The following is a 25,303-nucleotide window of genomic DNA, read 5'->3' as shown; positions in this document are numbered from 1 at the left end:
ATCATTAACAGCTCACAGCTAGATTGTAGCACAGGGCAAGGTCATCATTTTATGCAATTTTACATATTTCTCTATAAAGTAAACTGTATTCCTTGATCATTCACGTCGCTATCCCCTACATCTGCTGTACTAATACCACTAAATGTTTGTACTTTCATTCCTGTATTTGATGATCCCGATCCATTATACGCTTTCGTTTTTTCAATCGGCTGCACGTTATATTTATCTCCTAAATTAATCGTTCCATTGCAGTTTTCAATAATAACCCCTTCCACAACTGACGGCATTTTGTCACCTACTTTCATTTCCTTACTTTCATTTTATGAAAAGCGCCTAAAAAAATAGCATGTTTCCATAAGAAAAAGCACTCAGTCTGAGTGCTTTTTCTTATTTACCTTTTTTCTTTTTCTCACAAGCAATTCCATCGCCATCACGGTCTAAGTGCTTACCATAATATGGACTATCTCTTGTAATGTCATAATATCCCGCATCGTTTGCTTCTTTGCAATTAGCAAAACGTTTCGGATCTGGTTTTACTTCCGGTTTCACTTCCGGTTTCGGTTGTGGTTGCGGTTGTTTTGCTCCTGGTCTTTCTTCAAATGGTAACGTTGCATTATATAAGAACTGAACGTATTGCTCACGACTTACATGCATTTTAGGTGCGAATGTACCATCACCAGTGCCAGCCGTAATATAATTTGATTTAATTGCAGTAATCGCAGGATTCGCCCATCCATTTCTATCTACATCCGGGAAATTATGATCCCCTCTAATTTGCAATTGGAATCCTCTTGTCAAAATTTGTGCCATTTCTTCACGAGTTAACGAATCTTTCGGTCTGAATCTCCCTGTGTTATCTCCAACGAATACGCCCATCTCTGTTAAAGCAAGAATCTCTTTTTTAAACATAGTTGAACGATCCGTAACATCTTTATATGGATTGTTATACTGCTCTTTTACTGTCGGTTTTAAGTGACGGAACATAAGAGCTGCAACTTGCTCACGCGTTACATCATCACCAAATCCAAAAAGTCCATTTCCGTATCCAGCAACAACGTTTTTATTTGCTAAATCCATAATTGCTTTATAAGACCAATGATCGTTTGGAACATCTTTAAAACCTGCGCTTGCCTCCGCTGTTCCAATTGAAGTAAATGCTGTAGTTGCAACAAGTGCACCTGTTAAAATTAATTTCTTAAATCTCATACTTAAGTCTCCTTCTCTTTCCATAATAACCATTTAACAATATAACAAATTATTCAAATGTATTTTGTCATATTCTGTCGAACACAAAAAAGAATCCTGCAGGATTCTTTTTTGCTAAGCATGAATGGCAATTTTGGAGACAGTTGACTTCTTCAAAAATTTATTAGGGGTAATATTTTGAAAAAGAAAGCCTTTCATATGTAGGTTAACACCACTGGAATATATAGTAAATTGATAATGTTTATACGGAAGATTGCTAATGTTTAGTATAGATAGTTTCCACTATGCAAACAGTAAAAACATTCTATACTAAATAAAAAAAGGGCCTTCAAAGAAGACACCTTCCATAAACAGACACTATAAAACAGAATTATTTATTGTTATACGATTGTTAGATACAAAAAGTAGAGGGAAATGTTTGTATTAAATTCTGCTTTATAAAGTATGTCTACCACTTATATTTTAATCCTCTTCACTTGAAAATAAATATAATATGCATAATTACATACCAAAAAGAAAAGACACTCCATAGAGTGCCTCTTCAACCATTTTACTTTTAATATATCGATTTACATACATTGTAACATATGTATCCATATATTTTATTGAGAAAATTCAAAATCCTTTTTCTTTCATTTCCAATTATAAAATCATGTAATATAAAAGGTATGTCAAATTCTTATACAAATTGAGGTGTACTATATTTATGTATTTTGGAATCATTCCTCTTATATTGTTTATTATTTTTCTTATCTCTTACTTAAAGGATCCGCGAAAAATAATAAATGGGTTTTTATTTAATGCCTTTATCTGTTTTTTCCTTCTGTTTTGTATACTTGTCTCTTGGAACTCAAGTAACACTATCCTAGGCTACATAATAGTCTTACCTATTTTAGCATGTATCGTTATGATTCCTTTCGGTATTATTGCCTTAATGTTTGGGCTATTTCTGAATGCAAGAATTTTAATGAAACGAGAAGGCAGACGTTTTACTAACTGTTTAACACTTATTGCTGCTTTAGGAATTTTATTATTGATATTACTTCCTTTTATAAGTCCAGCAAGTTTGTTCTCACCACATTTGCAACCTATTTTTAGCGGAATTTCTCTTATAACTGTATATTTCTTTATACACTTATCTAACTTCTTAAGCGCGTATTTTTTATACCAATTCAACAGACCAAGACGTAATCAAGATTTCATTATCGTTCTTGGTAGCGGATTAATTAATGATAAAGTACCACCTTTACTTGCCAGTCGTATTCATAAAGCAATCGACTTTTACTGGAAACAAGCCGCTGTAAATACGCCACCAACAATTATTTTCTCTGGTGGACAAGGTCCAGATGAAGGCCTTCCAGAGGCAGAAGCGATGCAAAAGTACGCTGTTGAAAAAGGAATTCCGCTTGAACATACAGTGCAAGAAAATCGCTCTGTAAACACATATCAAAATATGTTGTTCTCTAAAGAAATTATGGATTCTTTAAAGCCTGAAGGTAAGTATAATAGTATCTTTACAACGAATAACTTCCACCTATTCCGCGCTGGTATATATGCAAGACAAGCAGGTCTTAATAGCCAAGGAATCGGATCAAAAACTGCATTTTATTACTGGCCTAATGCAATGATTCGTGAGTATGTTGCAATTGTTGTGATGGGACGTAAGCGCCATATGAAAATATGTGGAACTATTTTAGGCTTCGCTTTATTCCTATCCGTGCTTAGTTTTATCATTTCTTAATAGCATCCCATCCTTTGAAAGGATGGGATTTCTTATACTCATTTCAAAAATATTTTAAAGTTAATATGGTCATAATATTCCCTGCATGCATCCATTAAAGGAGAATTTTTTCAAATTAAATGTTAAAATAAAATTTAGGTGTGAATGATGTAACAAACAAGAAACTAGTTTGAAACGAGGAAATTACATGGAGAAAATTATCAAAAACAAGCCCAATAAGCTAAAAATTGCTTCAAAAGCTTTGATGATTATTATTGGGGCATTTATCACAGCGTACGGATTAGAAGCAGTATTAATTCCAAATAACGTATCAGACGGTGGTGTGACTGGTTTAAGTATCGTTAGTTCGAGATTATTTGGATTGCCATTAGGAGCTCTAATCGCAATTATTAACATTCCTTTCGTTTGGTTAGGATATAAGCAAATTGGTAAAAGCTTTGCGATTTATTCCATTATCGGGATTGCTTCATTAGCAATAGGTACCGTTGTCATGCATGGTATACCAGCTATTATTGAAGGCGATACATTATTAGTTACAGTTGTTGGTGGTATTATCATCGGTTTCGGTATGGGACTAGCATTACGTAACGGCGGGGCATTAGATGGAATCGATATGCTAGCTGTATTGCTTTCTCGTAAGTTACCATTTGGAACGAGTGACCTTATTTTATTCTTAAACATGTTCGTATTTATTTTCGTATCAACAGTATTCGGTCTTCAAGGAGCTATCCTTTCAGCAATTGCTTACTTTATTGCTTCAAAAGTGATTCATATCGTTGAAGTTGGTTTAAGTGGTTCGAAAGCATTTAAAATCATTACAAAAGAGCCTGAATTGATGGTAGAAACCATTCGCGATCGTTTAGGCCGAAGTGCAACATATAACGAAGTATACGGTGGTTATTCTAGAGAGAAATTCAAAGAAATCTCTTGTGTAATTAACCGTTTAGAAGAAAGTAAAATGAAAGAACTTATTAATGAAATCGATCCACACGCCTTTATTACAGTTTATGACGTAGCAGAAGTAAAAGGCGGTAACTTTAAGAAACGTGATATTCATTAATCATTATGAATAAAGAGGGTGTGCCAATATGCTGGCACACCCTCTTCTGTTATTGTTGTCAGTTTTTGTCGGTAAGTCGATATATTCCAATAATCGCTGATATATTTTTACTCCCCCCATCTTCCTCCACTTTTAATCCATGCCACGTATTTTTGAAAGGGCACTTCTTGTTGGAAACGAAGCGGAACATACAGAAAAAGAGTACATGTACATAGTATCCATAGAATACCTACTACAAATTGAAATTTCATCGTTGTGCTAATGAATAAACTTAAGAATAAGACGAGGAATATAATTACACTAAATCTTTTATACATAGTCATAATAATCTCCTCCTTATAAATTCATTGTACCAGCTATAAGGAATTAATTCCCACAAAAAAAGACCGAAAAGCAAATTCCACTTTTCGGTCTCTCTACTATCTTCTCTTCGTAATCTTTCCTGAACCACCGACCCTCGTTTTCGGAGGAGATGTATTCCTTGGCGGCGTTTTAATAGATGATTTCGGCTTCACATCTGATCCGCTCGAACCACCTGGTGTTTTCGTTATTTTCCCTTTGCTTCCAGTAGAAGGCGGAGGCGTGCTGCTTCCTTTTTTCGTAATACTTCCTGTATCTCCTACAGAAGATTTTGAATCTACATTATCGCCACGCTTAATGATAGATCCTTTCCCTTCCTTCGTAATTGGAGGCGGGGTTTTCTTTTCTTCTTTCGTAGGCGGTCTCTCTGGAATAACTGGTTTATGATTTTGTCGGTCATTATATCCGCGATAATCACCGTACGATGATTTTCGCGAACCGAATATATCATTTAATATACTACCCATAATATATCCTTGCAGGAAGGACGGTTGGTAATTTTGACGGACAAACTCTTTATTACTTATTTCAATTAACGTATCAGATGGCTTCTCTTTATCCTTTTGCAGATTATAAATCTTATCAGAATAAACGAGGAACATTTGATTTTCGTCTTCTTTAGATGCTTGCTTCGGTTCTCTTTCATTCATGAGTTCCTTTGCGACTTCAGGAACTGACCGATTGGCGGCCCTATACACGTAAGATTCTTGTTTACCTTCCTTTGCGACAGATTCAAGCGGATAACGGTCTTGAATCGACTTTGTCTGCCCGCCCTGACAACCTGATAAGGCATATCCAGCAACAACAAGTAATGTAACGATAGCAAGTATAGGGATCACGAACGATTTAATCATGGTAAACAATCGGTTTGACATGATTACGCCCCCTTACGTTGCTCTTATAATTTGTACATCAGCAGGAATAATTGCTTCTCCCTCATACATCATTGTGCGACCATTTTGCCATTCAATACGTAATAATTTTCGATTATCCGATTGGAACTCCCATACATACTGTTCCTCTGAAGCTGAGAATGGTGTTTTCCCCATCACAACAACACGTCCGTTATATTGCTCTTCCATATGGTACTCTGTATCATCCATTTCAATTGTCGTCGGAATTTCATCAATCGAATCTAAACGACCATCAATTGGTGTATATAATTTGTAATACGTATTTTCACGGTCTTCAATTTTTAAATAACGAATATCTTTTCCGTCTTGCAGTGTTAAAACAATTTCTTTACGAGAATGCATACTCGTTTTCCCAATTAATTCATACATGACTAATGAAACTTCAACCATATCGCCAGGAGCTAACGTTAACAAACTTTTCTCTGGTTTCGGCGGTTCTGGGCTTTTCATTATATTTTTAATTCGTTTAAATAAACTCATGAGCTACCCCTCCTTCTCTCTTTATAAACAAGCACCTAAAATAAGTGCACCAACAATATGTAATGATCCGGCCAACATCGCATGAGCAACACTGCCTTCTTTCGTACCTTCTTCTAAATCTAAACCAGCCATTTTCTTTAACACAAATTCGATAAACATTTCTACCACTAATAAAATAACGAAAGAAACTGCTGATGCAAGTAGCGCTTGCCATAAGTCATTTGCTTTCGTTATCGATTGAGATAAAATGTACCCTTGCGCGAATAATTTCATAACGAAACGAGTTGTTACAGCTGTATTCCCATTTTTTATTTCTTTTAAATCATTGTATTTTGTAAAAATCGAATCAACCCACATAATTGCAAATAAAAGTACTGCACTCGCTCCAGTCCATACAAGCATGGCTAATACATTTGTCCATGTCATTGCAAAACCTCCTCTAAATATAATAGAAAACCGACATGAATTTGTTTAGACATGTCGGTTCATTTGTCTCTATTCTATATTATTTCTCATACTGCTTCATAATACGAGCTAATTCATCGTCAACAGCAGAATTTTTGTTTAAGCTTGCGAATTCGTCATCTAATGATTTTTCTTTTTTGTACACTTCACCGCTTGCTTCTGCTTCAGCCTCTAATTGAAGAGCTTTCTCTTCCATACGGCTTAAACCAGCTTTTGCTGAGTTTGAATCAAACCCAGACATCGCCTGATTAATATTCTTTTGTGCTTTCGCCGCATTTACACGTGCCACAAGTGTTTCACGTTTATTTTTCAGCTCTGTTAATTGCTTACGCATTTCTTCTAGCTTCAGGCGAAGATTATCAGCAGCAACTTTGTTTTGCTCATAGCTTGCTTTATACTCATTCATCTTTTGCTCTGCATTTTGTTTTTCTTCTAATGCACGGCGCGCAAGATCTAAGTTGTTAGCTTGAACAGCCATATGAGCTTGCTCTTCACGTTTTTTCACAAGTGCTTCTTGCTCTTCAAATAATATTTTGAATTTTTTCTCAAGCGCAATTTGAGCTGCTACACTTTTCTCAGCTTCTTGTACATCCGCTTGCATATCGCGTAAATATTGATCCGTCATCTTAACTGGATCTTCCGCTTTTTCAATTAATGAATATACATTCGACATTGTTAAATCTCTTAATCGTTTAAATACAGACATCTAAATTCCTCCTATGATATACCTCATATTTCAAATTCACTACTTGGAAAACTTAAGAATCTCCCTTCACAGTAAAGAATATTCATTTTTACAGCCTATGTGTTTATTATAACAAAACTAATATGTCCTTACATGTTATTTCCAAAATACAGCCAATATAATATGACATTACCTACAAAACATTGTATTCCTAATATATTCTCATTAATTCTCTTCAAAATTGACTCATTTTTATGTACTTTCACTAAATTACATTATTGTAATGTTACTGTAAGCTAACTCGATAGTTACGTCTCCCTATTTCTTATACACTAATACCAGAAGCGACAAACAAGCTTCTCATCATTTCAAAACTAATACAAAAATTGTATTGACTATAAAACATATAAAAGGAGAAATCATCATGAAAAAATTAGTAGGAATCGGATTAGCAGCAGCAATTTCATTCGGAGCATTATCAGGTTGTTCTTTATTAGGAGAGAAAGCAAACGGCTTTGTACTGTACGGATCAGAAGAACAAGTTCAACAAATTACGGATAAAAATAAAAAAGAAGTGAAAGAAAAAGACTTCTATAAAATGAAAATGACAACATTAGATGGTAAAAAAGTTCTTGTTATGGATAAGAAAACTGGTGAAGAACTAGTGAAAAAAGAGTTACTTAGCAAAGTTGATGAAAAAGACGACACGAAACCACTTGATAAATTACCAGCTGTAACAGCAGAGCAAGGTGTATTATTTGCTAAAGAAAAAGTAGAAAATGCTACACTTGATGGGGCAAAATTAAGATATGAAGGCAACATAATTATCGGTAGTGGCCGTGCATATACAGATATGTATGCAATTGTTGATAACGCAACTTACAGCAATGTAAAAGGTGATGAAAAATCTGTTGGGGTATTAAAATTCGATAAAGATCCAAGTAAAGAATTCCCTGGAAAAAATGGTGTAGAAGCTTCTCAACTTGTAAAAATTAAAAAGTAATAAAAAAAGCTGAAGTGCACCCCAATTGTTAGACACATAATTAACAATTGGAGGTGCATTTTTCCCTAAGGATTGGAATAGAGTCCAGGTAGTTGATTCTATTAAAGAAGCATATACCAATCGTGTTCAAATCGCTCCAAATAAATACGTAGGACAAACTTCTTCTGGATTTAAGGTTAAGATGATTATTGAAAATGGAGAAATTACCACTGCTTATCCAAAATATACGAGAAGATAGTGAGGTTGTATTAATGAATTATTCACATGAATTTTGGCGTGACCCATTTGGTGGACTAAGAATTCGTTTACCAAAAGAAATTGCTATTGTATCTGACTTTATAGAAAACCTAGATGAAGATGAAGCGGATGAATACATAGAAGTTTTAGACCATGTCGTAGAGGGAAAGTACCCTAGTTATGAACTAGAATACAATGCTGCTGCTGTATTTATTGAACCTAAATATACAAGCGCGATTAATTATTACATTAGCCCACCAAATAATCAATGTAAATTAGAAACTTCAGAATTCAGGAGATTACTTTTGCTTTGGAGAAATAAAGTGATGACAGAAGGCCGAGATATTGAAGTAGATTAAAAAGACTGCCTGTAATGAAGTGCACCCCAATTGTTAGACACATAATTAACAATTGGGGTGCACTTCATTATGGCTAAATTTTCTTCAAAAGATAAAATACAAGCGGTAAATGAAACAATTTAAGCAAGAACTAGAAACTTATATTCATTACTACAATCACAAAAGAATTAAAACAAAACTAAAAGGATTGCCCTCTGTGCAATACAGAGGGCAATCCTTTTTAGCTGCTTAATATATTTGTCTAACTTTTTGGGTTCAATTCAAATTCGCAAAGCTTTTTTCTATTTATGGGCAATTTGCTCCATATCCGGACTACAAGTATTCGACTGACATGACTTATTTAAAGAACATGCCGCGCATTTTCCTTTTTTACTTCTCTTTACAAAATGAACTAACGTGTATGCTGCATAACCAAAAATGATAGCTCCAATTATAATATTGACCATCATCACAATACATCTCCTTCTAGAATCCGAGTAAGGATCCAACTTGGTATATAATGAACGTTAATACATAAGCAACAACGAGTGGATACACGACAGAGAAAATCGTCCACTTCGCTGATCCTGTTTCACGTTTAATAACGGCTACTGTCGCTAAACACGGAACATATAATAAAATAAAGAACATAAATGCATAAGCTGATAATGCTGTATAATGTGCTCCCATCACATTTCCAAGCACATCTTCTTTCACCGCATAAATAATGGCCATTGTAGAAACGACCACTTCCTTCGCTAAAAATCCTGTTAAAAGGGATGCTGCAGCTTGCCACGTTCCAAAGCCCAGTGGTGCAAATAGTGGTGCGATAAATCCACCAATCATTGCTAAGAAACTGTCTCCCATATCAACACCAAATCCTGATGGACCTGCATAATTTAATAGCCAAATGACAACAGAACCACCAAAGATAAATGTACCTGCTTTACGAACAAATCCCTTCCCTTTCTCCCACGTACTTAGCCATAACGTTTTCGCTTGTGGCACGCGGTAAGGAGGTAGTTCAATAACGAAAATAGATTTTTCCGCTTTCAAAATGGTAAGAGACATAATTTTTGTAACAAGTAATGCCAGAACAATACCTGCTACATATAAAGAAAATACAACAGTTGCCTGACTTTGAGGGAAGAATACTCCCGCAAATAATGCATATACAGGTAAACGTGCCGAACAAGACATAAACGGTGTTACAAGAACTGTAAGTAAACGTTCTTTTTCTTGTTCAATCGTTCTCGCTGCCATAATACCTGGAACATTACATCCAAAACCGATAATCATCGGAATGAATGCTTTTCCGTTTAAACCGAAGAACTCCATAATTCGATCCATAACAACTGCAATTCGCGCCATATATCCTGAGTCTTCTAATAATGAAATGAAAAAGAATAGTGCAAAGATTTGTGGAACGAATACTAATACAGCACCAACACCAGCAATAATACCTTCTGTAACGAGTGCTTGAATAAAATCAGAAGCTCCAACACTTGTAAGCCCAGCTGTCACCCAATCTGTAAGCTGTCCACCAAAAAACTCATCTAACATATCGGATAAAGGTGTCCCAATCCACGTAAACGTAACCTGAAAAATAAAAAACATAACTGCTAAAAAGATTGGAAGTCCTAAAATTTTATGTGTAATTAATCTATCAATTTTTTCTGAAAAAGGAATTTTTCCTTCTTTCTCATGCTTCATAACATTTGTTTTTAACTTTTCAATATACGCTTCACGAGTTTTGTAAATGTGCTCTTCTAACGTACAATCAAGTTTTCCTTCTAAGCGAGATCGAATGGCTATGAGTTCCTTATAAATTGGTAATGCTTTCATTTCTTTTTCTACTACTTCGTTATTACTTAAAAATTGAAGTGCTAACCATCTCGGATGCTCGTAATTCGCTTTCTCTAAAAGAGAAATTAATTCTCCAATTCCTTCATCCATTTGTACACCATATGAAATATGGAATGGCTTTTTCTCTTTTTTGTCATTTTCTTTAAGAGTCGCAAGCAGTTCTTCACAGCCTTTTCCACTTCTTGCAACGACAGGAACGACTGTTACACCTAATAGTTCTGATAATCGTTTTACATCAATGACAATTCCTCTTTGCTTCGCCACATCAATCATATTTAAACCAATTGAAACAGGCTTACCAAATTCAAGTAATTGCAACGTTAAATGCATATTTCGTTCAAACTGCGAAGAGTCTACAATATTTAACATATGCTGAAATTCTTCTGTTAATAGAAAGTTTGTTACAACACCTTCATCACGCGAAACTGGATTTAAATCATACACACCTGGTAAATCAATTAATGTTCCTTGCTTATCTTTTAATTTACCAACCTTCTTTTCTACTGTTACACCGCTCCAGTTTCCTACATACTCATAAGAACCAGTAAGTGCATTAAATAATGATGTTTTTCCTGTATTCGGATTCCCTAGCAAAGCTACCTTATTCACGCTAATTCCACCTTTATCATTTTCGCGTCACAATGACGAATACTAATTAACTGTCCACGACACTCCAATGTACAAGGACCTTTAAACATCGCTTTCTGTTTCAGGCGAAGTTCGCTTCCTTCAGCAAGACCGAAAGCAGCTAGTCTACGCTTTAATAGCTGATCTAAAGACTGAATACTTTTTACTAACACTTTCTCTCCAATTTTAATATCTACTAAGCTCATAACCTTCCCCCTCAGAAGAGAATGATAATTATTTTCAAAAAAATTATACCACACCCAATTTCTCTTGTACTATACCCTTTTGCTTCATATTTATTAACATTTCGCTACAATTCTATTTCAATTATTGTCATACTGTATTCGTTTGCCATTCTCATCCATTTCGCTTACAATAAACAATAGCAAATAAAGAATCTCGTTATCACTGGGGGAGCCATGCCGCTGAGAGGGAACACTTCGTTCCGACCCTTCGAACCTGTTAGTTAATGCTAACGCAGGGATTGTGCAAACGTCCGAAATACATACCTCTTTTTTATTTACGTATTTCGTATCCTCCTATGATATCTATTCTTTTTTGTACAACTTGGATTTAGGGGGAGACAACATGCGTAACACCAATTTACAAGCGATGATCGAATCTGCTATTCTTGCAGCCTTCGCCCTGGTCATCGACATTTTACCATTATCAATCAAACTTCCAACAGGCGGTTCCATTTCATTTGCTATGATTCCTATTTTTATTATTGCATACCGCTGGGGCTTTAAATCAGCTTTCTTAGGTGGTTTAGTTTGGGGACTATTACAAATTGTCGTGGGAGATGCTTACATTTTAACACCTGTTCAAGCATTCATTGAGTACTTCATTGCCTTTGCTTTTATCGGATTTGCTGGCTTATTCTATCGTCCAATTCAAAAAGCACTTTTAACGTCTAATGAAAATAACTTAGAACAATCCAGTTTAGGTAGCCGTAAAGACAAACCTTCATCAAAACAAAACGAAGGTAAGAAAGTCCTTGCTTATATTATCCTTGCTACATTTATCGGTAGCTTTGCTCGCTATTTCTGTCACTTTATTGCCGGTATTATTTTCTGGGGACAATATGCACCGAAAGGTCAATCAGCTGTGCTATATTCATTAATCGTAAATGGTAGTACAATGATTGGTTCCTATATTTTATGTACCGTTTTACTTATATTTTTATTCCTTACTTCACCACGCTTATTCAAGAGCATCAGTGCTTATCAAATGAATACACAAAAAAAGGGCGCTTAATAAGCGCTCTTTTTTCATATCGTAATATCAATTAAAAAGACAATAAATGCACAAAAGAAAATAAATACCATTATACTTAGCCAATTGCTATGCACGGTTCATCGACTCCTTACATAACCTCATTTTCTAACCAGATTATATCGCTTAAAAATAAAGATTAGGTAAAGATAATATGAAAATAATTTAAAAAAGCGTAGATCATATTGTCTACGCTTTTTTCGGTAAATAAAAGTAAAATAACACACCATCTTCTGTATTTTCTGCCCCATATTCAGCATCATGTAGTTCTAAAATATTCTTTGAAATGGCAAGCCCAAGCCCCGTCCCACCTTGTGAACGCTGACGAGCTGCATCCACGCGATAAAAACGATCCCAAATTTTATCTAATTGCTCTTCTTCAATGTGAGTACCTTTATTTTCAATACATACTTTTATCCGATCTTTTTCATCTATTGTAGAAATAATAATATCTTCTTTATTTGGTGTATAACGTATTGCATTCGTAATGAAGTTCACGATGACCTGTTCAATCCGGCCTTGATTTGCGACTACTTCAAATGGACCTATATTTTTATGAACATGAAGTTCTTTTTTCTCTATTTCTACAGAAAGGTGTTCACATATATCATCCATTACTGTATCGATATAAAATGGATCCTTTTTCATTTTATATGTGCCTGACTCAAATTTAGCTAACTCCAGCATATCCAAAATTAATGTATCCATTTTATCTACTTCTCGTTCCATCGCCCCAAAATAGTACTCTTTTTTATGTTCAGCTACTCCATCTTTTAAAATAGAAATACAGCTTTTCATAATACTGAGCGGTGTTTTTAGTTCATGCGAAACACCAGAAATGAATTCTTTCCGCGTATTCTCTAATTTTCTTTCCTTTTCAATATCTTGTTCTAGCTGCCCAATATGGGAATGGAGTTTATTTGATAATACATTAATATTTTTCGATAAATCACCAATTTCATCTTTTGAAGTAATCGGTATTTGTTCTGTGAAATCTAAATGTGCTATTTTCTTCGTTGTATCATTTATTTTTAATAACGGCTTTGCAATTTGTTTTGAATAATAGAATGACGCTAAAAAAATAAGAACAACTACAAATGCAATGATGTAAATGTAGTAATCTTGCACCATTTGTACAGCTTCATCTACAGGCTGTAAAGAAGCCATCGCATATATATAAGTTACTGATCCATCTTTTTCTTTTGTTGGCTTGATTAATAATTTATATTTTATATCATTTTTTTCATAGTCCATTGTCTTTGTTGAATATTCGATTTGATTACTCTCTTTTAGTACTACATCTGTTTGAAATTCTTTTATACTATCCAAAAATAAAGTATTTTTATAAATTGGATTTATGGGTCCTTTTACATCAGGGAATTGTACTTTCGTAATACGTCCGCCTATGATAGCATCTAGTTCTTGAGCAGCTGGTTCCTGAACAGCCGGCCTCTTTTCTTTACCAACTTGTTCCCCAACTGCTTTCATCTTCTCCTTAAATGCTTTTTCTAACGGTTTATTCAATCCATTTAAATTCTCCTTAGATAGAGAGAAAGAAAATGGAATAAAACGATCTTCTTTTTTCACTCCAGAAAAATAAATTTCTTGGCCTAAAAACTGATTTGATGGTTTATTATCAATCTCCTCTATATTGACGAGATTGTATAGGGGAATTTTGAATATTTGTTGTCCAAATCTCTTTTGTTGCCAACGATTTATCGTTACCTCAAAATAAAAATCATCTGCATGTTTTAAATTCCCGTTCTGATCTAATGTCGTAATCCACGTATTATTTTCTCTTAAAAAGTCTTGCTCCAGCTTCTGAATTCCTTCTACACTTCCTGCATAGTTCAAATAATTTTTTTCGAAGGAATTTAAATTCAATTTAATATCTTCCACTTTTCTATTCGCATAATATTGTTTAAAAAATATCGTTTGTCCAATAAATATCGTCGCTAAAATTAACATACATAATGCTGTTGTGAGGATAAATAATTTTAGTACAATCCCTTTTCTCATACATTCCCCTCAAATTTATAACCTGTTCGTACTACAGTTGTAATGTACTTTGCTTTCTCTCCTAATTTATTTCTTAAATTACGAATATGGCTATTAACGGTTCGGTCATCACCAGCAAATTCATATCCCCAAATTCTTGAAATGAGTTGCTCTCTTGTTAAAACGATCCCTTGATTTTTCATAAAGTACGCTAATATTTCAAATTCTGTATGTGTTAAATTAATATCTGTTTTATCTATCGTAACAGTACGCGACGGAAAATGGACATGGATACCATGAATCGATAATGTATCATCTTCATTCTCTAAAAGTTGCTTTGTCACTTTTCTACTCTCTAACAACCTTTTTGCTCTTGCTAATAAAATTGGTGGGCTATATGGCTTCGTCACATAGTCGTCCGCCCCAAGTTCAAATCCAAGTAACGTATCATCTTCATCTACACGTGCCGTCAACATAATGATAGGAACCTCGGATGTTTTACGGATTCTTCGGCAAACGGACCACCCATCGAGTTCCGGCAACATAATATCTAAAATAACTAAATCAACCTCTTCTTCCTCAAATACAACTAAAGCGTCTTTCCCGTCTCTTGCTTCAAACACTATATAATGCTCACTTAAAAAATAATCTTTTAATATTTCACGTAATATATCTTCATCTTCCACAATTAAAATATTTTTTGACATAACTTATGTATCTCCCTCCCGCCTTCAGAAACTATAATTTCACTTTGAATAACTAGCAGTTAACTTCGCCTCGATAATATATCTATCTGGCGCATCCCCTATATAATTAAATGGGTAACAAGTTGTCAGTGTTAGTATTGGTTCTTCTTTTTTTATAATAACAGTACGATCATCTGCATCGGTAATCCATATTTTTTGAATTTCATATGTGTACGTTTTATTATCATACTCTAAAACAAGGGTGTCTTTTTCTTTTAACTCTCCTAAATCTGTAAATACAGTATCCCGGTGCCCACTTAGTACCGTATGACCTCCTCCAGATGGTGTTGTCGTTACATCACTAACGAACATGCCAACCCCTTTTTTCAGCGTTGCATCATCTGCTCCCCAATATACAGAAAACTTCTTCTTTATTTTCGGTATATTTAATAGTGCAACCTTTTCCCCTTCTTTATGTTCTGTTTGAGAAGAAGGCACTTGAGAAGTTACGGGAGTTTCATGTGAAATTTGATTACGTTGTATGTTGTTAAGGCTCTTTATTTCTTCTTTCGTTAGTTGCCCGGCAGAGCTTTTTCCTTTATACCATTCCATAGCATAATATGATCCCATACATAGTCCTATAGCCATTAATATGATACCGATATAATTGAGTAACTTCATGTTTTATCCCTCCATGCCAAAAATGGTAGGAATAACCTACCATTTTTAATATATGAAATTATCCCATTCTTTATAGGACAATATTTTATTTACGCCTTAACTTTATTGCGACGATTCAAACCAAATAATGTCCCTATCCCTACAAGACATGCACTTAGTGCCATCATTGCTACATGATTAGATGCTGTATTTGGTAATTTTTCACCTTGTACGGCTGGCTTTGCTACTTCTTTTTTCGTTGCAGCATTTGTTTGTTGTACTTGCGCTGCTTCTTTTTTGGCTATATCATTTTTTAACTGTTCTTGTGCAATTCTCTTTTTCTCTTCCTCACTCTTTGGCACGGCCTTTATCGCTTCCTCTTTTTTAGCCATGTCACTTTTTTCTTGTGCTTGTGCTGCTTGCTTTTTCTCTTCTTCATTTTTTTGCTGTACTTTAATTGCTTCTTCTTTTTTAGCCTTATCTTGCTGCTGTTGCACCACTTCTTCCTTCGTTACTGTTCCAGTATCCGCGCTTGCTACTGAAGAATATCCTACTGTTAAAAGTGCCATTGCACAGATTGGTAATAGTTTCTTTTTCATTTCATTTCTCTCCTTCTATACGTTTTACATCACTTCGCATCGGATGTATCACTAGAATAAACAAGAGATATAAATATAAGATGCAGATAAAATATATTTCATTTAAAGATTTCATTTTAAAGATTTCATTGTAGAAAAATAAAAAAACATCGCAATATATACGATGTTTTTTCGGGTGTGTGTCTCAATTATTTACATGTTACTTTCGCGTGATTTAGAAGTAGAACGGGCCGGAGCGATAACTAATTGTCTCGGCTCAGTTTTCTTTAAGTGATTTTTGACGTTACACTTACGACGTTGAACAACCCACGCTTTAATAGGGTTTGTCAAAATAATTTTTTGCTCTTCGTTAGGGGCCTCTTCTTCCAACCTACAACTTTCGCTCCATTTATTCCATTTCATTGTAAATTTAGAAGAAGAATGATCGTCTTCTCGATCAAACAAGTGCAAAAAATCCATCTCGCCAGCTAGCATTACAGTGTTGCTAGTTGCTAAAAAAGAAAAGGTCGTCCAACGTTTCTCCATGCCCTCCTACTCCTTTTTCACATATAGAGTGCCTAAAACTTAATTTACCTAAAATATGCTTGCCTTTTACCTTACACCCATAGTTTATCCAAAACACTACTATGCAACTATCGATTTCCCTTACAACTACCTTACATTTTTGTAAGAAACAAAAAAACCTTCACTATGCATATGTGAAGGTCTCTTATTTCTTATCTATATGATCTTTCATATCATCAAGTCCAGCTTCTTGTAGCTGCGACATCATACCATGAGAAATTGCGCCTAATACTAAAGTCATTCCAATTAGTGAAATTCGAATCGCTGGTACATCAATTATGTAAGCTAACAAGCCAAGAACAATTGTTAAAAGTAATGCTTTTATAAATGTTGCACTTGTATACTCTTTCTTTTTCATCATAATCACCCTTTATGGAAGCGTTTTCTTTATTGTAATCAGTATATCATATCATCTGACTATTTTGTGGGTATTTTTGTAAAAAACTTATATCTTCTTTGACTTTTTCCTTTCTATCCTTTACAGTCGAAATGTTCGCAAGTTTTACACTGTAGGAGGACTCCAATGAATATTGAAATAAAAGACACTTTAATTTCTGAAGAACAATTACAAGAAAAAGTAAAAGAACTAGCACTTCAAATCGAACGTGATTTTGAAGGAGAAGAAATCGTAGTCATCGCTGTATTAAAAGGATCTTTCGTATTCGCTGCTGATTTAATTCGTCACATTAAAAACGATGTGACAATCGACTTTATTTCTGCATCTAGCTACGGAAATCAAACAGAAACAACTGGAAAAGTAAAACTATTAAAAGATATTGATGTAAATATTACTGGAAAAAACGTAATTGTCGTAGAAGACATTATCGATTCTGGTTTAACACTTCACTTCTTAAAAGATCACTTCTTTATGCATAAACCGAAGGCACTCAAATTCTGTACGTTACTCGATAAACCTGAGCGTCGTAAAGTAGATTTAAAAGCTGAATATGTTGGCTTCCAAATTCCAGACGAATTTATCGTTGGCTACGGTATCGACTGTGCAGAAAAATATCGTAACTTACCATTTATCGCTTCAGTTGTAACGGAATAATCGTATAACTTAAAAAATCGATAGTACATGAAATTTATATCGGCGATTTTTCAAATATATCGACCATAACTCAAATTATATCGGCGATTTTTTAAATATATCGACTTACCGACAATAACTGATAATCTTAGTACCCTATTAAATAGGAAGAAGCTGTTCTGAAATACATGAGAACAGCTCCTTTCTTTCCATTACAAAAAACAGGGAGAGATGAAATATGACAAAGACAAAATTTGAAAAAGTACTCCTCATCGTAAATCCAAAAGCTGGACAAGGCGACTTACATACAAATTTGGCGAAAATCGTACCACCTCTTGCGGCTACTTTTCCTGACTTACATATCCTTCATACGAAAAAGCAAGGTGATGCAACGAAATATTGCCAAGAGTTTGCTAGTAAAGTAGATTTAATTATCGTCTTTGGTGGTGACGGCACTGTATTTGAATGCACAAATGGCTTAGCGCCTCTTGAAACTAGACCTACACTTGCAATTATTCCAGGTGGAACTTGCAATGACTTCTCTCGCACACTCGGCGTTCCGCAAAACATTGCAGAAGCAGCAAAACTTATCACTAAGGAACATGTAAAACCAGTTGATGTTGCAAAAGCAAACGGACAACACTTCTTAAACTTCTGGGGCATTGGACTCGTATCTGAAGTATCAAACAATATCGATGCAGAAGAGAAAGCAAAGCTTGGTAAAATTGGTTACTACTTAAGCACTATTCGAACTGTTAAAAATGCTGAAACATTCCCAGTTAAAATCACGTACGACGGACAAGTATATGAAGACGAAGCTGTCCTTGTTATGGTTGGAAACGGTGAATATCTTGGCGGTATTCCTTCCTTTATTCCGAACGTAAAATGTGATGACGGAACACTTGATATTTTCGTCGTAAAATCAACAGGTATTCAAGCATTTAAAGATTATATCGGAAAGAAACTATTTGAAGACTCAAACGAAAATGACATCTTCCACGTAAAAGCGAAATCCATTCATATTGAAACAGAAGAAGAAAAAGAAGTAGATACAGATGGAGAAAGCTCACTGCATACACCTTGTCATATTGAAGTATTACAAGGGCACTTTACGATGATTTATAATCCTGCGGTTGTGTAATAAAAAAAGACGAGCTAAAGTTTTAACATTTTAGCTCGTCTTTTTTTATTAGAAAGATATTTTAATATGAGTTTTCGTAATCAAACTCCACCCAATTTTTCCAATGTGTATTAGCGTTCTTATTCACAATAACACTTGGATCTTTCTTCTCTATTGCAGCGGCTACTGATTGGAAGAATTCATTTTCCCTTACTTTTTCGTCTTCAACATGTTTCCATTCTTCCGTTTCATACGCTACTTCCCAATCACCTTCTAAACCGCACTCTTCTAAAATTTCTTCTTTATCCCACCATACTAATTTTCGAGCTTCATCCTTAGTAGCAAGCATACGCATGAAATATGTTGGATAAGACTCTATCGTTTGTACTTCTATTCCATGATTCACATAATCTTCTTCTGTAAATTGATATTCAAAATGATGCTCGCGAATTTTTAAACTGCCGGTATAAATATCCGGTATAAAATTACCTTCATCATCAAATAATTCATAATCTCCATCATTTAATTGCAAAATTCCATCATCACCAATTGAATGGTTTATTCTATCTCCATATACTTGAATATCATTACATACACCTAATGAACCTACACCGACAACCTGAAATACCATTAACCAATCTTTATTATCTTTAAAGAAAAGAGAGAATTTCACTTGTGAAATATCCATATATTCATTATCAAAGGCAGGAAATTCATAGTTACTTTGTTTTTTATCTAATAGTTTTAAAATATCCTTTTGCATATGTATCATCTTCACCTCTATATAAACTTTTCAATTTCACTAGAGTATAACATAGCTACACTTACCTCTGACATTATAATAATCCTACTCAAAAATAGCAGAAGGGTCTATTTGCATCCTCTAGTTATTTTTAGATAAAATGAAGGAAAGAAGCACCTTTATATAAGGGAGAGGACATACTTTGTTCAACCAACAATTAGTGAATTTACGCATTGATTTTGCATTTAAACAATTGTTTGGTACGAATGGTAGTGAAGATATTCTCATTGCCTTTTTAAACGCGATGTTACAAGAGTCTTTAGAGTCACCTATTGCTTCTCTACAATTAGAAGATCCACATTTACACCGAGAACACGCAAATGATAAATTATCAATTCTAGACATTTCAGCAACATTAGACACAGGGACAAAAGTAAATGTAGAAATACAGCTTAATAATAATCACGATATGATGAAACGCAGTTTATATTATTGGGGAAAATTATACACATCTCAGTTACAAAAAGGTATGCCCTACAGTGCACTTCGTAAAACCATTACCATTAATTTATTGAACTTTATAATGTTTTTAGATCACAAAGAATTTCATACAACTGGAACGTTATGGAATACACAACAACATAAACTCTTGAGTGATGACATAGAGATTCACATTATAGAAATTCCAAAGTTAACAACACAATGGCATGAAGAAAAAGTAAACCCGTGGAAAGATCCATTTGTTCGTTGGCTTTTATTGCTTTCAGCAAATGACGATGAACACTTAACTAAACTATTGGAGGATATTGCTATGAACCAAGACCCTATTTTACAAAAAGCAATAAACAAGTGGGAATGTATGAGTCAAGATTCCTCTTTCCGACAAGCCTATGACGCAAGGGAGAAAGTTTTAATGGATGAAGCCGCAAAATTCGCCCATGCAGAGACAGAAGGTATGAAAAGGGGTATGGAAAAGGGCATGGAAAAAGGCTTAGCAAAGGGCTTAGAACAAGGTATAGAAAAAGGGCGAAAAGAAGGGGTTCAACAAGGAAAAATTCAAATGATTAAAAGTATGTATGATCTTGGTATACCACTTGAAACGATTGCTAAGGCAAGTAAATTAAGTTTGCATGAGATTGAGCATATTTTAGGATATAAATAATGATAAAAAAGCGTAAAAGAACATCATTTACACTATGTTCTCTTACGCTTTTTTAGTTTGAATCCATTTTTTATTTACTAACAATCCTAAAATAAGAACAAATCGTTACGTAATAATAACCAATGTAAATAACACTATACACACCGATGCTAATTAATAACGGAACTGCAATTTCATACGGAATAACTGTCGCTAATCCTTTTAGCGCAAATAAAAACTCGTACAGTTTCTTAACTTTTTCTTAATGTAGAAGAAATTTGGCATCACATCTAGGTACATGAAATTATATCGACGATTTTTCAAATATATCGAACACAACTCAAAATATATCAACGATTTTTTCAATATATCGACGTTTCGACAAGGAATATCGACTTACCGACAAAAACTGACAGTAGAAACAACAAAAGAGGCCATCCAAAAATGTATTTTGGAACAGCCCCTCTATTTACTAACTACTGCACTTCTTTTTACATAAAACAAACTGACAACCAAAACGACAACTACGCCAAAATACACACCATACTCTATCGCAACTGCGACAATACTTTCAATATGTTGTCCAAATAAAGAACCTAGCACAAAGTAAACGAGTGTCCAAACAAATCCTGTCGTATAAGAATACAAAGCATACATCTTAAATGACATATTATTCATCCCAACTACATACGGTACGATATGTCTTACAACCGGTATGAAGTAACTTGTAACTAACGCATAATGACCATATTTCTCTACCATTTGTTGAGATTTCAAAAGATATTTCGCCTTTTTCTTTTTCATTAGCTTATGAAGTACTTTTGTACCAAATATTTTCCCTAATATATAACCTAGCGATAGCCCAGATACAACGCCTAAATATGTTAATAAGAATGCAGGAATGCCACTTAATATCCCTAGTGAAGAGACAAAGCCACCACTCATTACGATCATTTCGTCTGGAATTGGCATACCGATAATACCTAACCATAAACAGAAAAATAAAGCCCAATAACCGTATTGTTCAATATAAGATAATAATTCATGTAATTCCATTATGCATATGCTCTCCTTAGCTCTTTTTTACAGCTAAAGACGTAAGCTGGTGGGAAATTGAGCCACACTTTTTCTAGCGTAATTTCAGGGAAGAAATGCTGTATAAATCCTTTTTTCACAAGTGAATATTGAAATGTAATAAATTCACCGTTTTCTTGTATCGATTCCATTACATTGTTTAAAATACGCTTTGAAACTTCTTCTGGTAAAGAGGTAAAAGGTAATCCCGATAAGACGTAATCCACGCATTCTATATGGAACTCTTCCATATACTTCTTTATATTTTCAGCTGAACCGTGTACAACAATGACGTTCTGCTCATCTTTATATTTTCTCTTTAGCTCTTTGCAAAACACTTCATTAATTTCAATAAGAAGAAATATTGTTTCCTTCTTTTTTCTCTTCATAATCTCCTTCGTAAAAACCCCTGTACCAGGCCCTAACTCTACGATGCATTTCGCTCTATGAAAATCAATTACATCTACCATTTTTCTTGCTAATATTTTTGAACTTGGCGCAATTGCACCAGTATGTTTCGGATGTTTAATAAATTCGTGTAAGAATGTTATGAGTTGCATGTAACCATCTCCCCATTCGTTCAATAGTTTTTAACTTGTTTCTAAGTATAACTATCGTTTCTTAACAAAAATTGAGGAGATTTCTTAAGATTTTATGAAGAATAAAAAACAGCTATCGCCTATAGCGATAGCTGCTCCTTTATTACTTCGCACTCACAATCTTATAATAAGAACGAACCGTTAAGAAGTAATATCCAATATAAATAACACCGTATACTCCGATACTAATTAGAAGCGGAATCATAATTTCAAATTGTATTAGTGTTGCTAAACCTTTTAGTGCAAATAAGCTGTGCAAAATTCCAATCACTAACGGAATTGCAAAGATAAAGCTTACTTGTTTGGCGATAGCTTTTTTCATTTCTTGTTTTGTGACCCCTATTTTGTGAAGTACAACATAACGCTCACGATCAGCATTTGCTTCTGTTAATTGTTTAAAGTAAATGATAGAACCTGTTGCTAGTAAGAATACAAGACCTAAGAACATTCCAATAAACATCATTAATCCTGTTCCTTCAAGCCCCATATGGAAACCAGTGTAGAAATCTCTAAATGATAGTACCATTTCTGATTCACCAGCTGGCATCACTTTTGTTAATTTTTCTGTTAACACTTTACTATCTTTTTCATCTTTTACATCAATATTTTTTACAACGCGTGTTCCAAATGCTTGCTTCGCTTGTTCATACATTTCATCTGAAACGACAACAACTAGTTCGCCTAAGTTTGTAATTGCAGTATTATTTGCATCCTTGATTGTTAATGTCTTCGTTTCATTTCCAATTTGGAATACCGTTTTATTTCCTTTATATTTTGGACTAAACTCATGCCCTTCCATATACGAACTATCATATATAAATGCTTCACCAGCAGCTACATTCACTGTTTCTGCGTCGATTTTTTTAGCAAATTTATTAAATTCTGACTGAGACATAAACTGATATTTCTCTGAAATCCTATAGTTCATGTTAAGAATGAAATCAACTTTGTCTCCTTCAAACTTCCCTTTTACAGGAACTGTCTCAATTTCAAATTGATCTTTGATCGGGTGATCTTTCTTCTCTTCTGCAAAAATCGCATTTACTTTCTTATCAAGCTCTGCATCTTTTTTCTCATAAGAGTAACTGTAAGGCGCAACTGCTTTTGACTGTGTAAATGTGTTGTAATACATCGTAACTGATGTACCAACTGCCGTTAATGTTACCGCGCTTAAAATAGAAATTGTCGCAAGTGACTTTGCATTTCCTTTAATACGATATAGTAGCTGTGACGTCGTTACCATATTCATACCGTTATAAAACGATGATTTATTCGTTCTTGCACGTTTCAATACGAATACTGTAAAGAACATAAATAGTAAGTACGTACCTAATACTGTTGCTAGTAAAATATAAAGTGCAACTGCCATAAAGTCTGCATATTTAACTGCCTTCATGAACATTAATGCTAAGAAATAACCTGAACCGATTAAGACAACTGAAATGAATGCCATAATGACAGATCCTTTTGGCATTGCTTCTCCTTCACGTTCTGCACGGAAAAGTTCAATTAACTTAAAGCGATAAATTAAACGATATCCTTGAAGTGATGTATACAAAATAATCACAAAGAAAATAAGTGCTGTATCAATAATGGCAGCTATCGGTACTTCAAAATGAACGTTTAAGTTTAATCCCATCATGCTTACTAGCAGTTCAAGGAATAATTTCGAAAGGACGCTACCAATCGCAATTCCGATAATTAAAGACATTAATCCCATTAACATATTTTCATAAAAGAGCATTTTACCAATCTGTCTTTTACGAATACCTAATAAGGAATATAATCCAACTTCTTTTTTACGTTTCCTTGTAAAGAAACCGTTTGAATATATAATGAACACCGCTACGAATATAATTAGCATGACACTTGAAACTTGGAAAGCTCCACTAATTTTTTTAGAAGCTTCCGCAGCTTTTTCCATTTGTGAATTATATTGCAGTGCTTTAAATGTAAAGTAAATAACGATACTAAAAATCATAGATGCAAAATATACAAAGTAGTCTTTAAAGTTCCGCTGTATGTTGCGGAGGGCAATGCTAGATAAGGTCATCAGCCATACCTCCGGAAATAGAAGACATTACGTCAACGACTTGTTGGAAGAACTGTTTACGCGTTAATTCACCGCGGTGCAATTCTTTATATAACTCACCATCTTTAATGAAAATAACTCGTTTACAGTAACTTGCCGCAAACGCATCGTGCGTTACCATTAAAATTGTAGAGTTGTCATATTCATTTAGCGACTTCATACTTTCAAGTAAATCTGTTGCTGATTTAGAATCAAGCGCTCCAGTCGGCTCGTCCCCGAAAATCATACTTGGATTTGTAACGATTGCACGTGATGCCGCACATCTTTGCTTCTGTCCACCAGATACTTGATATGGGAACTGACTTAAAATATGATCAATACCGAATTTCTTTGAGATTTCAAGAACGCGGCGATCAATCTCACTCGCTTTCACCTTTGATAACGCAAGAGGTAACGCAATGTTCTCTTTTACAGTTAACGTATCTAATAAGTTATAATCTTGGAAAATGAAACCTAAATGATCGCGGCGGAATAACGCTAACTTATCATCATTCATTTTCACGATATCTTTTCCATCAATTAAAATTTCACCGTTCGTCGCATTATCAATTGTGGAAAGAACGTTTAGTAAAGTCGTCTTACCAGAACCAGAAGGTCCCATAATTCCAACGAACTCACCTTCTTTTACTTGTAAGTTAATACCTTTTAACGCTGCAAATTTATTACCACCCGTGTCATATACTTTTTCAATATTTTTTGCTTCTAACACTGTTTTCATCTCGACATCCCTCATTTCATCTA

General features: G+C 34.4%; 30 protein-coding genes, 2 pseudogenes and 1 riboswitch. Of the genes and pseudogenes, 10 read left to right on the top strand and 22 right to left on the bottom strand.

Features of this window, described 5'->3' with window-relative positions; all coding sequences use genetic code 11:
* Positions 1-71 precede the first annotated feature (71 nt).
* Together ACTFRS_RS11445 and ACTFRS_RS11440 are read right to left on the bottom strand one after the other, a co-directional pair.
* A complete protein-coding gene (locus ACTFRS_RS11445) occupies positions 72-305 on the bottom strand; it encodes a spore germination protein (protein ID WP_011040784.1) in 234 nt (77 codons plus the stop codon).
* 82 nt (positions 306-387) lie between these two features.
* On the bottom strand, positions 388-1,206 hold the full coding sequence (locus ACTFRS_RS11440) for an S-layer homology domain-containing protein (RefSeq protein ID WP_440025381.1): 819 nt from the start codon (positions 1,204-1,206) through the stop codon (positions 388-390).
* A gap of 706 nt (positions 1,207-1,912) precedes the next feature.
* Here ACTFRS_RS11440 and ACTFRS_RS11435 point away from each other — a divergent pair.
* On the top strand, positions 1,913-2,947 hold the full coding sequence (locus tag ACTFRS_RS11435) for a YdcF family protein (RefSeq protein WP_139869571.1): 1,035 nt from the start codon (positions 1,913-1,915) through the stop codon (positions 2,945-2,947).
* 187 nt (positions 2,948-3,134) lie between these two features.
* Entirely contained in the window at positions 3,135-4,007 is an 873-nt protein-coding gene (locus tag ACTFRS_RS11430) for a YitT family protein (protein WP_000411239.1), read from the top strand.
* A gap of 107 nt (positions 4,008-4,114) precedes the next feature.
* Here the strand turns inward: ACTFRS_RS11430 and ACTFRS_RS11425 are convergent, their stop codons facing one another.
* The 5 genes from ACTFRS_RS11425 to ACTFRS_RS11405 all read right to left on the bottom strand — a co-directional run bounded on the left by ACTFRS_RS11425 (position 4,115) and on the right by ACTFRS_RS11405 (position 6,932).
* Positions 4,115-4,330 carry a hypothetical protein gene (locus tag ACTFRS_RS11425; RefSeq protein WP_440025383.1) on the bottom strand — a complete coding sequence of 72 codons (216 nt, stop codon included), beginning with the start codon at positions 4,328-4,330 and terminating at the stop codon, positions 4,115-4,117.
* A 96-nt stretch (positions 4,331-4,426) separates the two neighbouring features.
* Positions 4,427-5,242 carry a DUF4247 domain-containing protein gene (locus ACTFRS_RS11420; protein ID WP_000071211.1) on the bottom strand — a complete coding sequence of 272 codons (816 nt, stop codon included), beginning with the start codon at positions 5,240-5,242 and terminating at the stop codon, positions 4,427-4,429.
* A 12-nt stretch (positions 5,243-5,254) separates the two neighbouring features.
* Positions 5,255-5,761 carry a DUF4178 domain-containing protein gene (locus ACTFRS_RS11415; protein WP_000051759.1) on the bottom strand — a complete coding sequence of 169 codons (507 nt, stop codon included), beginning with the start codon at positions 5,759-5,761 and terminating at the stop codon, positions 5,255-5,257.
* A 21-nt stretch (positions 5,762-5,782) separates the two neighbouring features.
* Positions 5,783-6,187, bottom strand: coding sequence for a DUF350 domain-containing protein (locus ACTFRS_RS11410; protein WP_000220322.1), 405 nt, complete (start codon positions 6,185-6,187; stop codon positions 5,783-5,785).
* A gap of 79 nt (positions 6,188-6,266) precedes the next feature.
* Entirely contained in the window at positions 6,267-6,932 is a 666-nt protein-coding gene (locus tag ACTFRS_RS11405; protein WP_000110282.1) for a PspA/IM30 family protein, read from the bottom strand.
* 403 nt (positions 6,933-7,335) lie between these two features.
* Between ACTFRS_RS11405 and ACTFRS_RS11400 the strand changes: the two genes are divergently transcribed.
* From ACTFRS_RS11400 to ACTFRS_RS11385, 4 genes and pseudogenes are all read left to right on the top strand, one after another.
* A complete protein-coding gene (locus tag ACTFRS_RS11400) occupies positions 7,336-7,914 on the top strand; it encodes a lipoprotein BA_5634 family protein (RefSeq protein WP_440025385.1) in 579 nt (192 codons plus the stop codon).
* A 46-nt stretch (positions 7,915-7,960) separates the two neighbouring features.
* Positions 7,961-8,152, top strand: coding sequence for an EndoU domain-containing protein (locus ACTFRS_RS11395; RefSeq protein ID WP_440048714.1), 192 nt, complete (start codon positions 7,961-7,963; stop codon positions 8,150-8,152).
* A gap of 13 nt (positions 8,153-8,165) precedes the next feature.
* Positions 8,166-8,510, top strand: coding sequence for a hypothetical protein (locus ACTFRS_RS11390; protein WP_001109640.1), 345 nt, complete (start codon positions 8,166-8,168; stop codon positions 8,508-8,510).
* Positions 8,511-8,619: 109 nt separating this feature from the next.
* Positions 8,620-8,742 (top strand): annotated as a pseudogene (locus tag ACTFRS_RS11385) (IS3 family transposase); the annotation flags it as partial.
* A 49-nt stretch (positions 8,743-8,791) separates the two neighbouring features.
* On the opposite strand, the gene ACTFRS_RS11380 reads toward ACTFRS_RS11385, so the two are convergent.
* Genes ACTFRS_RS11380 through ACTFRS_RS11370 form a run of 3 tightly spaced genes read right to left on the bottom strand, consistent with a single transcriptional unit; the run spans position 8,792 to position 11,188 of the window.
* Positions 8,792-8,959 (bottom strand): FeoB-associated Cys-rich membrane protein, encoded by a 168-nt coding sequence (locus ACTFRS_RS11380; RefSeq protein WP_000989581.1) that lies wholly within the window; start codon positions 8,957-8,959, stop codon positions 8,792-8,794.
* 16 nt (positions 8,960-8,975) lie between these two features.
* Complete coding sequence (gene feoB / locus ACTFRS_RS11375) at positions 8,976-10,964, bottom strand: ferrous iron transport protein B (RefSeq protein WP_440025387.1); 1,989 nt, start codon at positions 10,962-10,964, stop codon at positions 8,976-8,978.
* Positions 10,961-11,188, bottom strand: a complete 228-nt coding sequence (locus ACTFRS_RS11370; RefSeq protein WP_000060512.1) for a FeoA family protein — start codon at positions 11,186-11,188, stop codon at positions 10,961-10,963. The genes feoB and ACTFRS_RS11370 overlap by 4 nt, the downstream gene beginning before the upstream one ends.
* 194 nt (positions 11,189-11,382) lie before the next feature.
* A riboswitch (TPP riboswitch) is annotated at positions 11,383-11,484 on the top strand.
* Between the two features lie 86 nt (positions 11,485-11,570).
* Between ACTFRS_RS11370 and thiT the strand changes: the two genes are divergently transcribed.
* Positions 11,571-12,239, top strand: coding sequence for an energy-coupled thiamine transporter ThiT (gene thiT / locus ACTFRS_RS11365; RefSeq protein ID WP_139869568.1), 669 nt, complete (start codon positions 11,571-11,573; stop codon positions 12,237-12,239).
* 207 nt (positions 12,240-12,446) lie between these two features.
* Here the strand turns inward: thiT and ACTFRS_RS11360 are convergent, their stop codons facing one another.
* The 6 genes from ACTFRS_RS11360 to ACTFRS_RS11335 form a co-directional block, all read right to left on the bottom strand.
* Positions 12,447-14,276, bottom strand: coding sequence for a sensor histidine kinase (locus tag ACTFRS_RS11360; RefSeq protein ID WP_440025389.1), 1,830 nt, complete (start codon positions 14,274-14,276; stop codon positions 12,447-12,449).
* Entirely contained in the window at positions 14,273-14,962 is a 690-nt protein-coding gene (locus tag ACTFRS_RS11355; protein ID WP_440025391.1) for a response regulator transcription factor, read from the bottom strand. The genes ACTFRS_RS11360 and ACTFRS_RS11355 overlap by 4 nt, the downstream gene beginning before the upstream one ends.
* 39 nt (positions 14,963-15,001) lie before the next feature.
* Positions 15,002-15,622 (bottom strand): class D sortase, encoded by a 621-nt coding sequence (locus ACTFRS_RS11350; protein WP_139869565.1) that lies wholly within the window; start codon positions 15,620-15,622, stop codon positions 15,002-15,004.
* An 89-nt stretch (positions 15,623-15,711) separates the two neighbouring features.
* The gene (locus ACTFRS_RS11345) at positions 15,712-16,200 is read right to left on the bottom strand and encodes an LPXTG cell wall anchor domain-containing protein (RefSeq protein ID WP_440025394.1); all 489 of its coding nucleotides are present in this window, start codon (positions 16,198-16,200) and stop codon (positions 15,712-15,714) included.
* Positions 16,201-16,392: 192 nt separating this feature from the next.
* Complete coding sequence (locus tag ACTFRS_RS11340; protein WP_000415599.1) at positions 16,393-16,725, bottom strand: hypothetical protein; 333 nt, start codon at positions 16,723-16,725, stop codon at positions 16,393-16,395.
* A gap of 184 nt (positions 16,726-16,909) precedes the next feature.
* Positions 16,910-17,125, bottom strand: a complete 216-nt coding sequence (locus tag ACTFRS_RS11335; RefSeq protein ID WP_029141217.1) for a hypothetical protein — start codon at positions 17,123-17,125, stop codon at positions 16,910-16,912.
* 162 nt (positions 17,126-17,287) lie between these two features.
* Here ACTFRS_RS11335 and hpt point away from each other — a divergent pair, with 162 nt between their 5' ends.
* Positions 17,288-17,815 (top strand): hypoxanthine phosphoribosyltransferase, encoded by a 528-nt coding sequence (hpt, locus tag ACTFRS_RS11330; RefSeq protein ID WP_001019304.1) that lies wholly within the window; start codon positions 17,288-17,290, stop codon positions 17,813-17,815.
* Between the two features lie 217 nt (positions 17,816-18,032).
* Positions 18,033-18,935: a diacylglycerol/lipid kinase family protein gene (locus tag ACTFRS_RS11325; RefSeq protein WP_046648685.1), complete on the top strand. Its 903-nt coding sequence runs from the start codon at positions 18,033-18,035 to the stop codon at positions 18,933-18,935.
* A 61-nt stretch (positions 18,936-18,996) separates the two neighbouring features.
* Here the strand turns inward: ACTFRS_RS11325 and ACTFRS_RS11320 are convergent, their stop codons facing one another.
* Entirely contained in the window at positions 18,997-19,677 is a 681-nt protein-coding gene (locus tag ACTFRS_RS11320) for a DUF7003 family protein (RefSeq protein ID WP_440025396.1), read from the bottom strand.
* A gap of 181 nt (positions 19,678-19,858) precedes the next feature.
* Between ACTFRS_RS11320 and ACTFRS_RS11315 the strand changes: the two genes are divergently transcribed.
* On the top strand, positions 19,859-20,818 hold the full coding sequence (locus ACTFRS_RS11315; RefSeq protein WP_440025397.1) for an Rpn family recombination-promoting nuclease/putative transposase: 960 nt from the start codon (positions 19,859-19,861) through the stop codon (positions 20,816-20,818).
* Between the two features lie 70 nt (positions 20,819-20,888).
* Here ACTFRS_RS11315 and ACTFRS_RS11310 read toward each other — a convergent pair.
* The 5 genes and pseudogenes from ACTFRS_RS11310 to ACTFRS_RS11290 all read right to left on the bottom strand — a co-directional run.
* A pseudogene (locus tag ACTFRS_RS11310) lies at positions 20,889-21,032 on the bottom strand (FtsX-like permease family protein); the annotation flags it as partial.
* A gap of 230 nt (positions 21,033-21,262) precedes the next feature.
* Entirely contained in the window at positions 21,263-21,853 is a 591-nt protein-coding gene (locus ACTFRS_RS11305) for a DedA family protein (RefSeq protein WP_139869560.1), read from the bottom strand.
* Positions 21,853-22,431 (bottom strand): class I SAM-dependent methyltransferase, encoded by a 579-nt coding sequence (locus tag ACTFRS_RS11300; protein WP_001176076.1) that lies wholly within the window; start codon positions 22,429-22,431, stop codon positions 21,853-21,855. Before ACTFRS_RS11300 ends, ACTFRS_RS11305 begins: the two co-directional genes overlap by 1 nt.
* Before the next feature lie 142 nt (positions 22,432-22,573).
* Positions 22,574-24,523 carry an ABC transporter permease gene (locus ACTFRS_RS11295; protein ID WP_000176127.1) on the bottom strand — a complete coding sequence of 650 codons (1,950 nt, stop codon included), beginning with the start codon at positions 24,521-24,523 and terminating at the stop codon, positions 22,574-22,576.
* Entirely contained in the window at positions 24,510-25,280 is a 771-nt protein-coding gene (locus tag ACTFRS_RS11290) for an ABC transporter ATP-binding protein (RefSeq protein ID WP_000859654.1), read from the bottom strand. The genes ACTFRS_RS11295 and ACTFRS_RS11290 overlap by 14 nt, the downstream gene beginning before the upstream one ends.
* Positions 25,281-25,303: the final 23 nt, after the last annotated feature.

It is taken from the genome of Bacillus cereus group sp. MYBK139-1, assembly GCF_051916915.1.
Lineage (GTDB): Bacteria > Bacillota > Bacilli > Bacillales > Bacillaceae_G > Bacillus_A > Bacillus_A pacificus.
The sequence above is the reverse complement of the archived record's forward strand: the minus strand, read 5'-3'. Positions and strand labels throughout refer to the sequence as shown.

What these genes read in the sequence shown, in the direction of transcription:
- ACTFRS_RS11445 (WP_011040784.1), bottom strand. Translation starts at nt 305, where the DNA reads ATGAAAGTAGGTGACAAAATGCCGTCAGTTGTGGAAGGGGTTATTATT.
- ACTFRS_RS11440 (WP_440025381.1), bottom strand. Translation starts at nt 1,206, where the DNA reads ATGAGATTTAAGAAATTAATTTTAACAGGTGCACTTGTTGCAACTACA.
- ACTFRS_RS11435 (WP_139869571.1), top strand. Translation starts at nt 1,913, where the DNA reads ATGTATTTTGGAATCATTCCTCTTATATTGTTTATTATTTTTCTTATC.
- ACTFRS_RS11430 (WP_000411239.1), top strand. Translation starts at nt 3,135, where the DNA reads ATGGAGAAAATTATCAAAAACAAGCCCAATAAGCTAAAAATTGCTTCA.
- ACTFRS_RS11425 (WP_440025383.1), bottom strand. Translation starts at nt 4,330, where the DNA reads ATGACTATGTATAAAAGATTTAGTGTAATTATATTCCTCGTCTTATTC.
- ACTFRS_RS11420 (WP_000071211.1), bottom strand. Translation starts at nt 5,242, where the DNA reads ATGTCAAACCGATTGTTTACCATGATTAAATCGTTCGTGATCCCTATA.
- ACTFRS_RS11415 (WP_000051759.1), bottom strand. Translation starts at nt 5,761, where the DNA reads ATGAGTTTATTTAAACGAATTAAAAATATAATGAAAAGCCCAGAACCG.
- ACTFRS_RS11410 (WP_000220322.1), bottom strand. Translation starts at nt 6,187, where the DNA reads ATGACATGGACAAATGTATTAGCCATGCTTGTATGGACTGGAGCGAGT.
- ACTFRS_RS11405 (WP_000110282.1), bottom strand. Translation starts at nt 6,932, where the DNA reads ATGTCTGTATTTAAACGATTAAGAGATTTAACAATGTCGAATGTATAT.
- ACTFRS_RS11400 (WP_440025385.1), top strand. Translation starts at nt 7,336, where the DNA reads ATGAAAAAATTAGTAGGAATCGGATTAGCAGCAGCAATTTCATTCGGA.
- ACTFRS_RS11390 (WP_001109640.1), top strand. Translation starts at nt 8,166, where the DNA reads ATGAATTATTCACATGAATTTTGGCGTGACCCATTTGGTGGACTAAGA.
- ACTFRS_RS11380 (WP_000989581.1), bottom strand. Translation starts at nt 8,959, where the DNA reads ATGATGGTCAATATTATAATTGGAGCTATCATTTTTGGTTATGCAGCA.
- ACTFRS_RS11370 (WP_000060512.1), bottom strand. Translation starts at nt 11,188, where the DNA reads ATGAGCTTAGTAGATATTAAAATTGGAGAGAAAGTGTTAGTAAAAAGT.
- thiT (WP_139869568.1), top strand. Translation starts at nt 11,571, where the DNA reads ATGCGTAACACCAATTTACAAGCGATGATCGAATCTGCTATTCTTGCA.
- ACTFRS_RS11360 (WP_440025389.1), bottom strand. Translation starts at nt 14,276, where the DNA reads ATGAGAAAAGGGATTGTACTAAAATTATTTATCCTCACAACAGCATTA.
- ACTFRS_RS11355 (WP_440025391.1), bottom strand. Translation starts at nt 14,962, where the DNA reads ATGTCAAAAAATATTTTAATTGTGGAAGATGAAGATATATTACGTGAA.
- ACTFRS_RS11350 (WP_139869565.1), bottom strand. Translation starts at nt 15,622, where the DNA reads ATGAAGTTACTCAATTATATCGGTATCATATTAATGGCTATAGGACTA.
- ACTFRS_RS11345 (WP_440025394.1), bottom strand. Translation starts at nt 16,200, where the DNA reads ATGAAAAAGAAACTATTACCAATCTGTGCAATGGCACTTTTAACAGTA.
- ACTFRS_RS11340 (WP_000415599.1), bottom strand. Translation starts at nt 16,725, where the DNA reads ATGGAGAAACGTTGGACGACCTTTTCTTTTTTAGCAACTAGCAACACT.
- ACTFRS_RS11335 (WP_029141217.1), bottom strand. Translation starts at nt 17,125, where the DNA reads ATGATGAAAAAGAAAGAGTATACAAGTGCAACATTTATAAAAGCATTA.
- hpt (WP_001019304.1), top strand. Translation starts at nt 17,288, where the DNA reads ATGAATATTGAAATAAAAGACACTTTAATTTCTGAAGAACAATTACAA.
- ACTFRS_RS11325 (WP_046648685.1), top strand. Translation starts at nt 18,033, where the DNA reads ATGACAAAGACAAAATTTGAAAAAGTACTCCTCATCGTAAATCCAAAA.
- ACTFRS_RS11320 (WP_440025396.1), bottom strand. Translation starts at nt 19,677, where the DNA reads ATGCAAAAGGATATTTTAAAACTATTAGATAAAAAACAAAGTAACTAT.
- ACTFRS_RS11305 (WP_139869560.1), bottom strand. Translation starts at nt 21,853, where the DNA reads ATGGAATTACATGAATTATTATCTTATATTGAACAATACGGTTATTGG.
- ACTFRS_RS11300 (WP_001176076.1), bottom strand. Translation starts at nt 22,431, where the DNA reads ATGCAACTCATAACATTCTTACACGAATTTATTAAACATCCGAAACAT.
- ACTFRS_RS11295 (WP_000176127.1), bottom strand. Translation starts at nt 24,523, where the DNA reads ATGACCTTATCTAGCATTGCCCTCCGCAACATACAGCGGAACTTTAAA.
- ACTFRS_RS11290 (WP_000859654.1), bottom strand. Translation starts at nt 25,280, where the DNA reads ATGAAAACAGTGTTAGAAGCAAAAAATATTGAAAAAGTATATGACACG.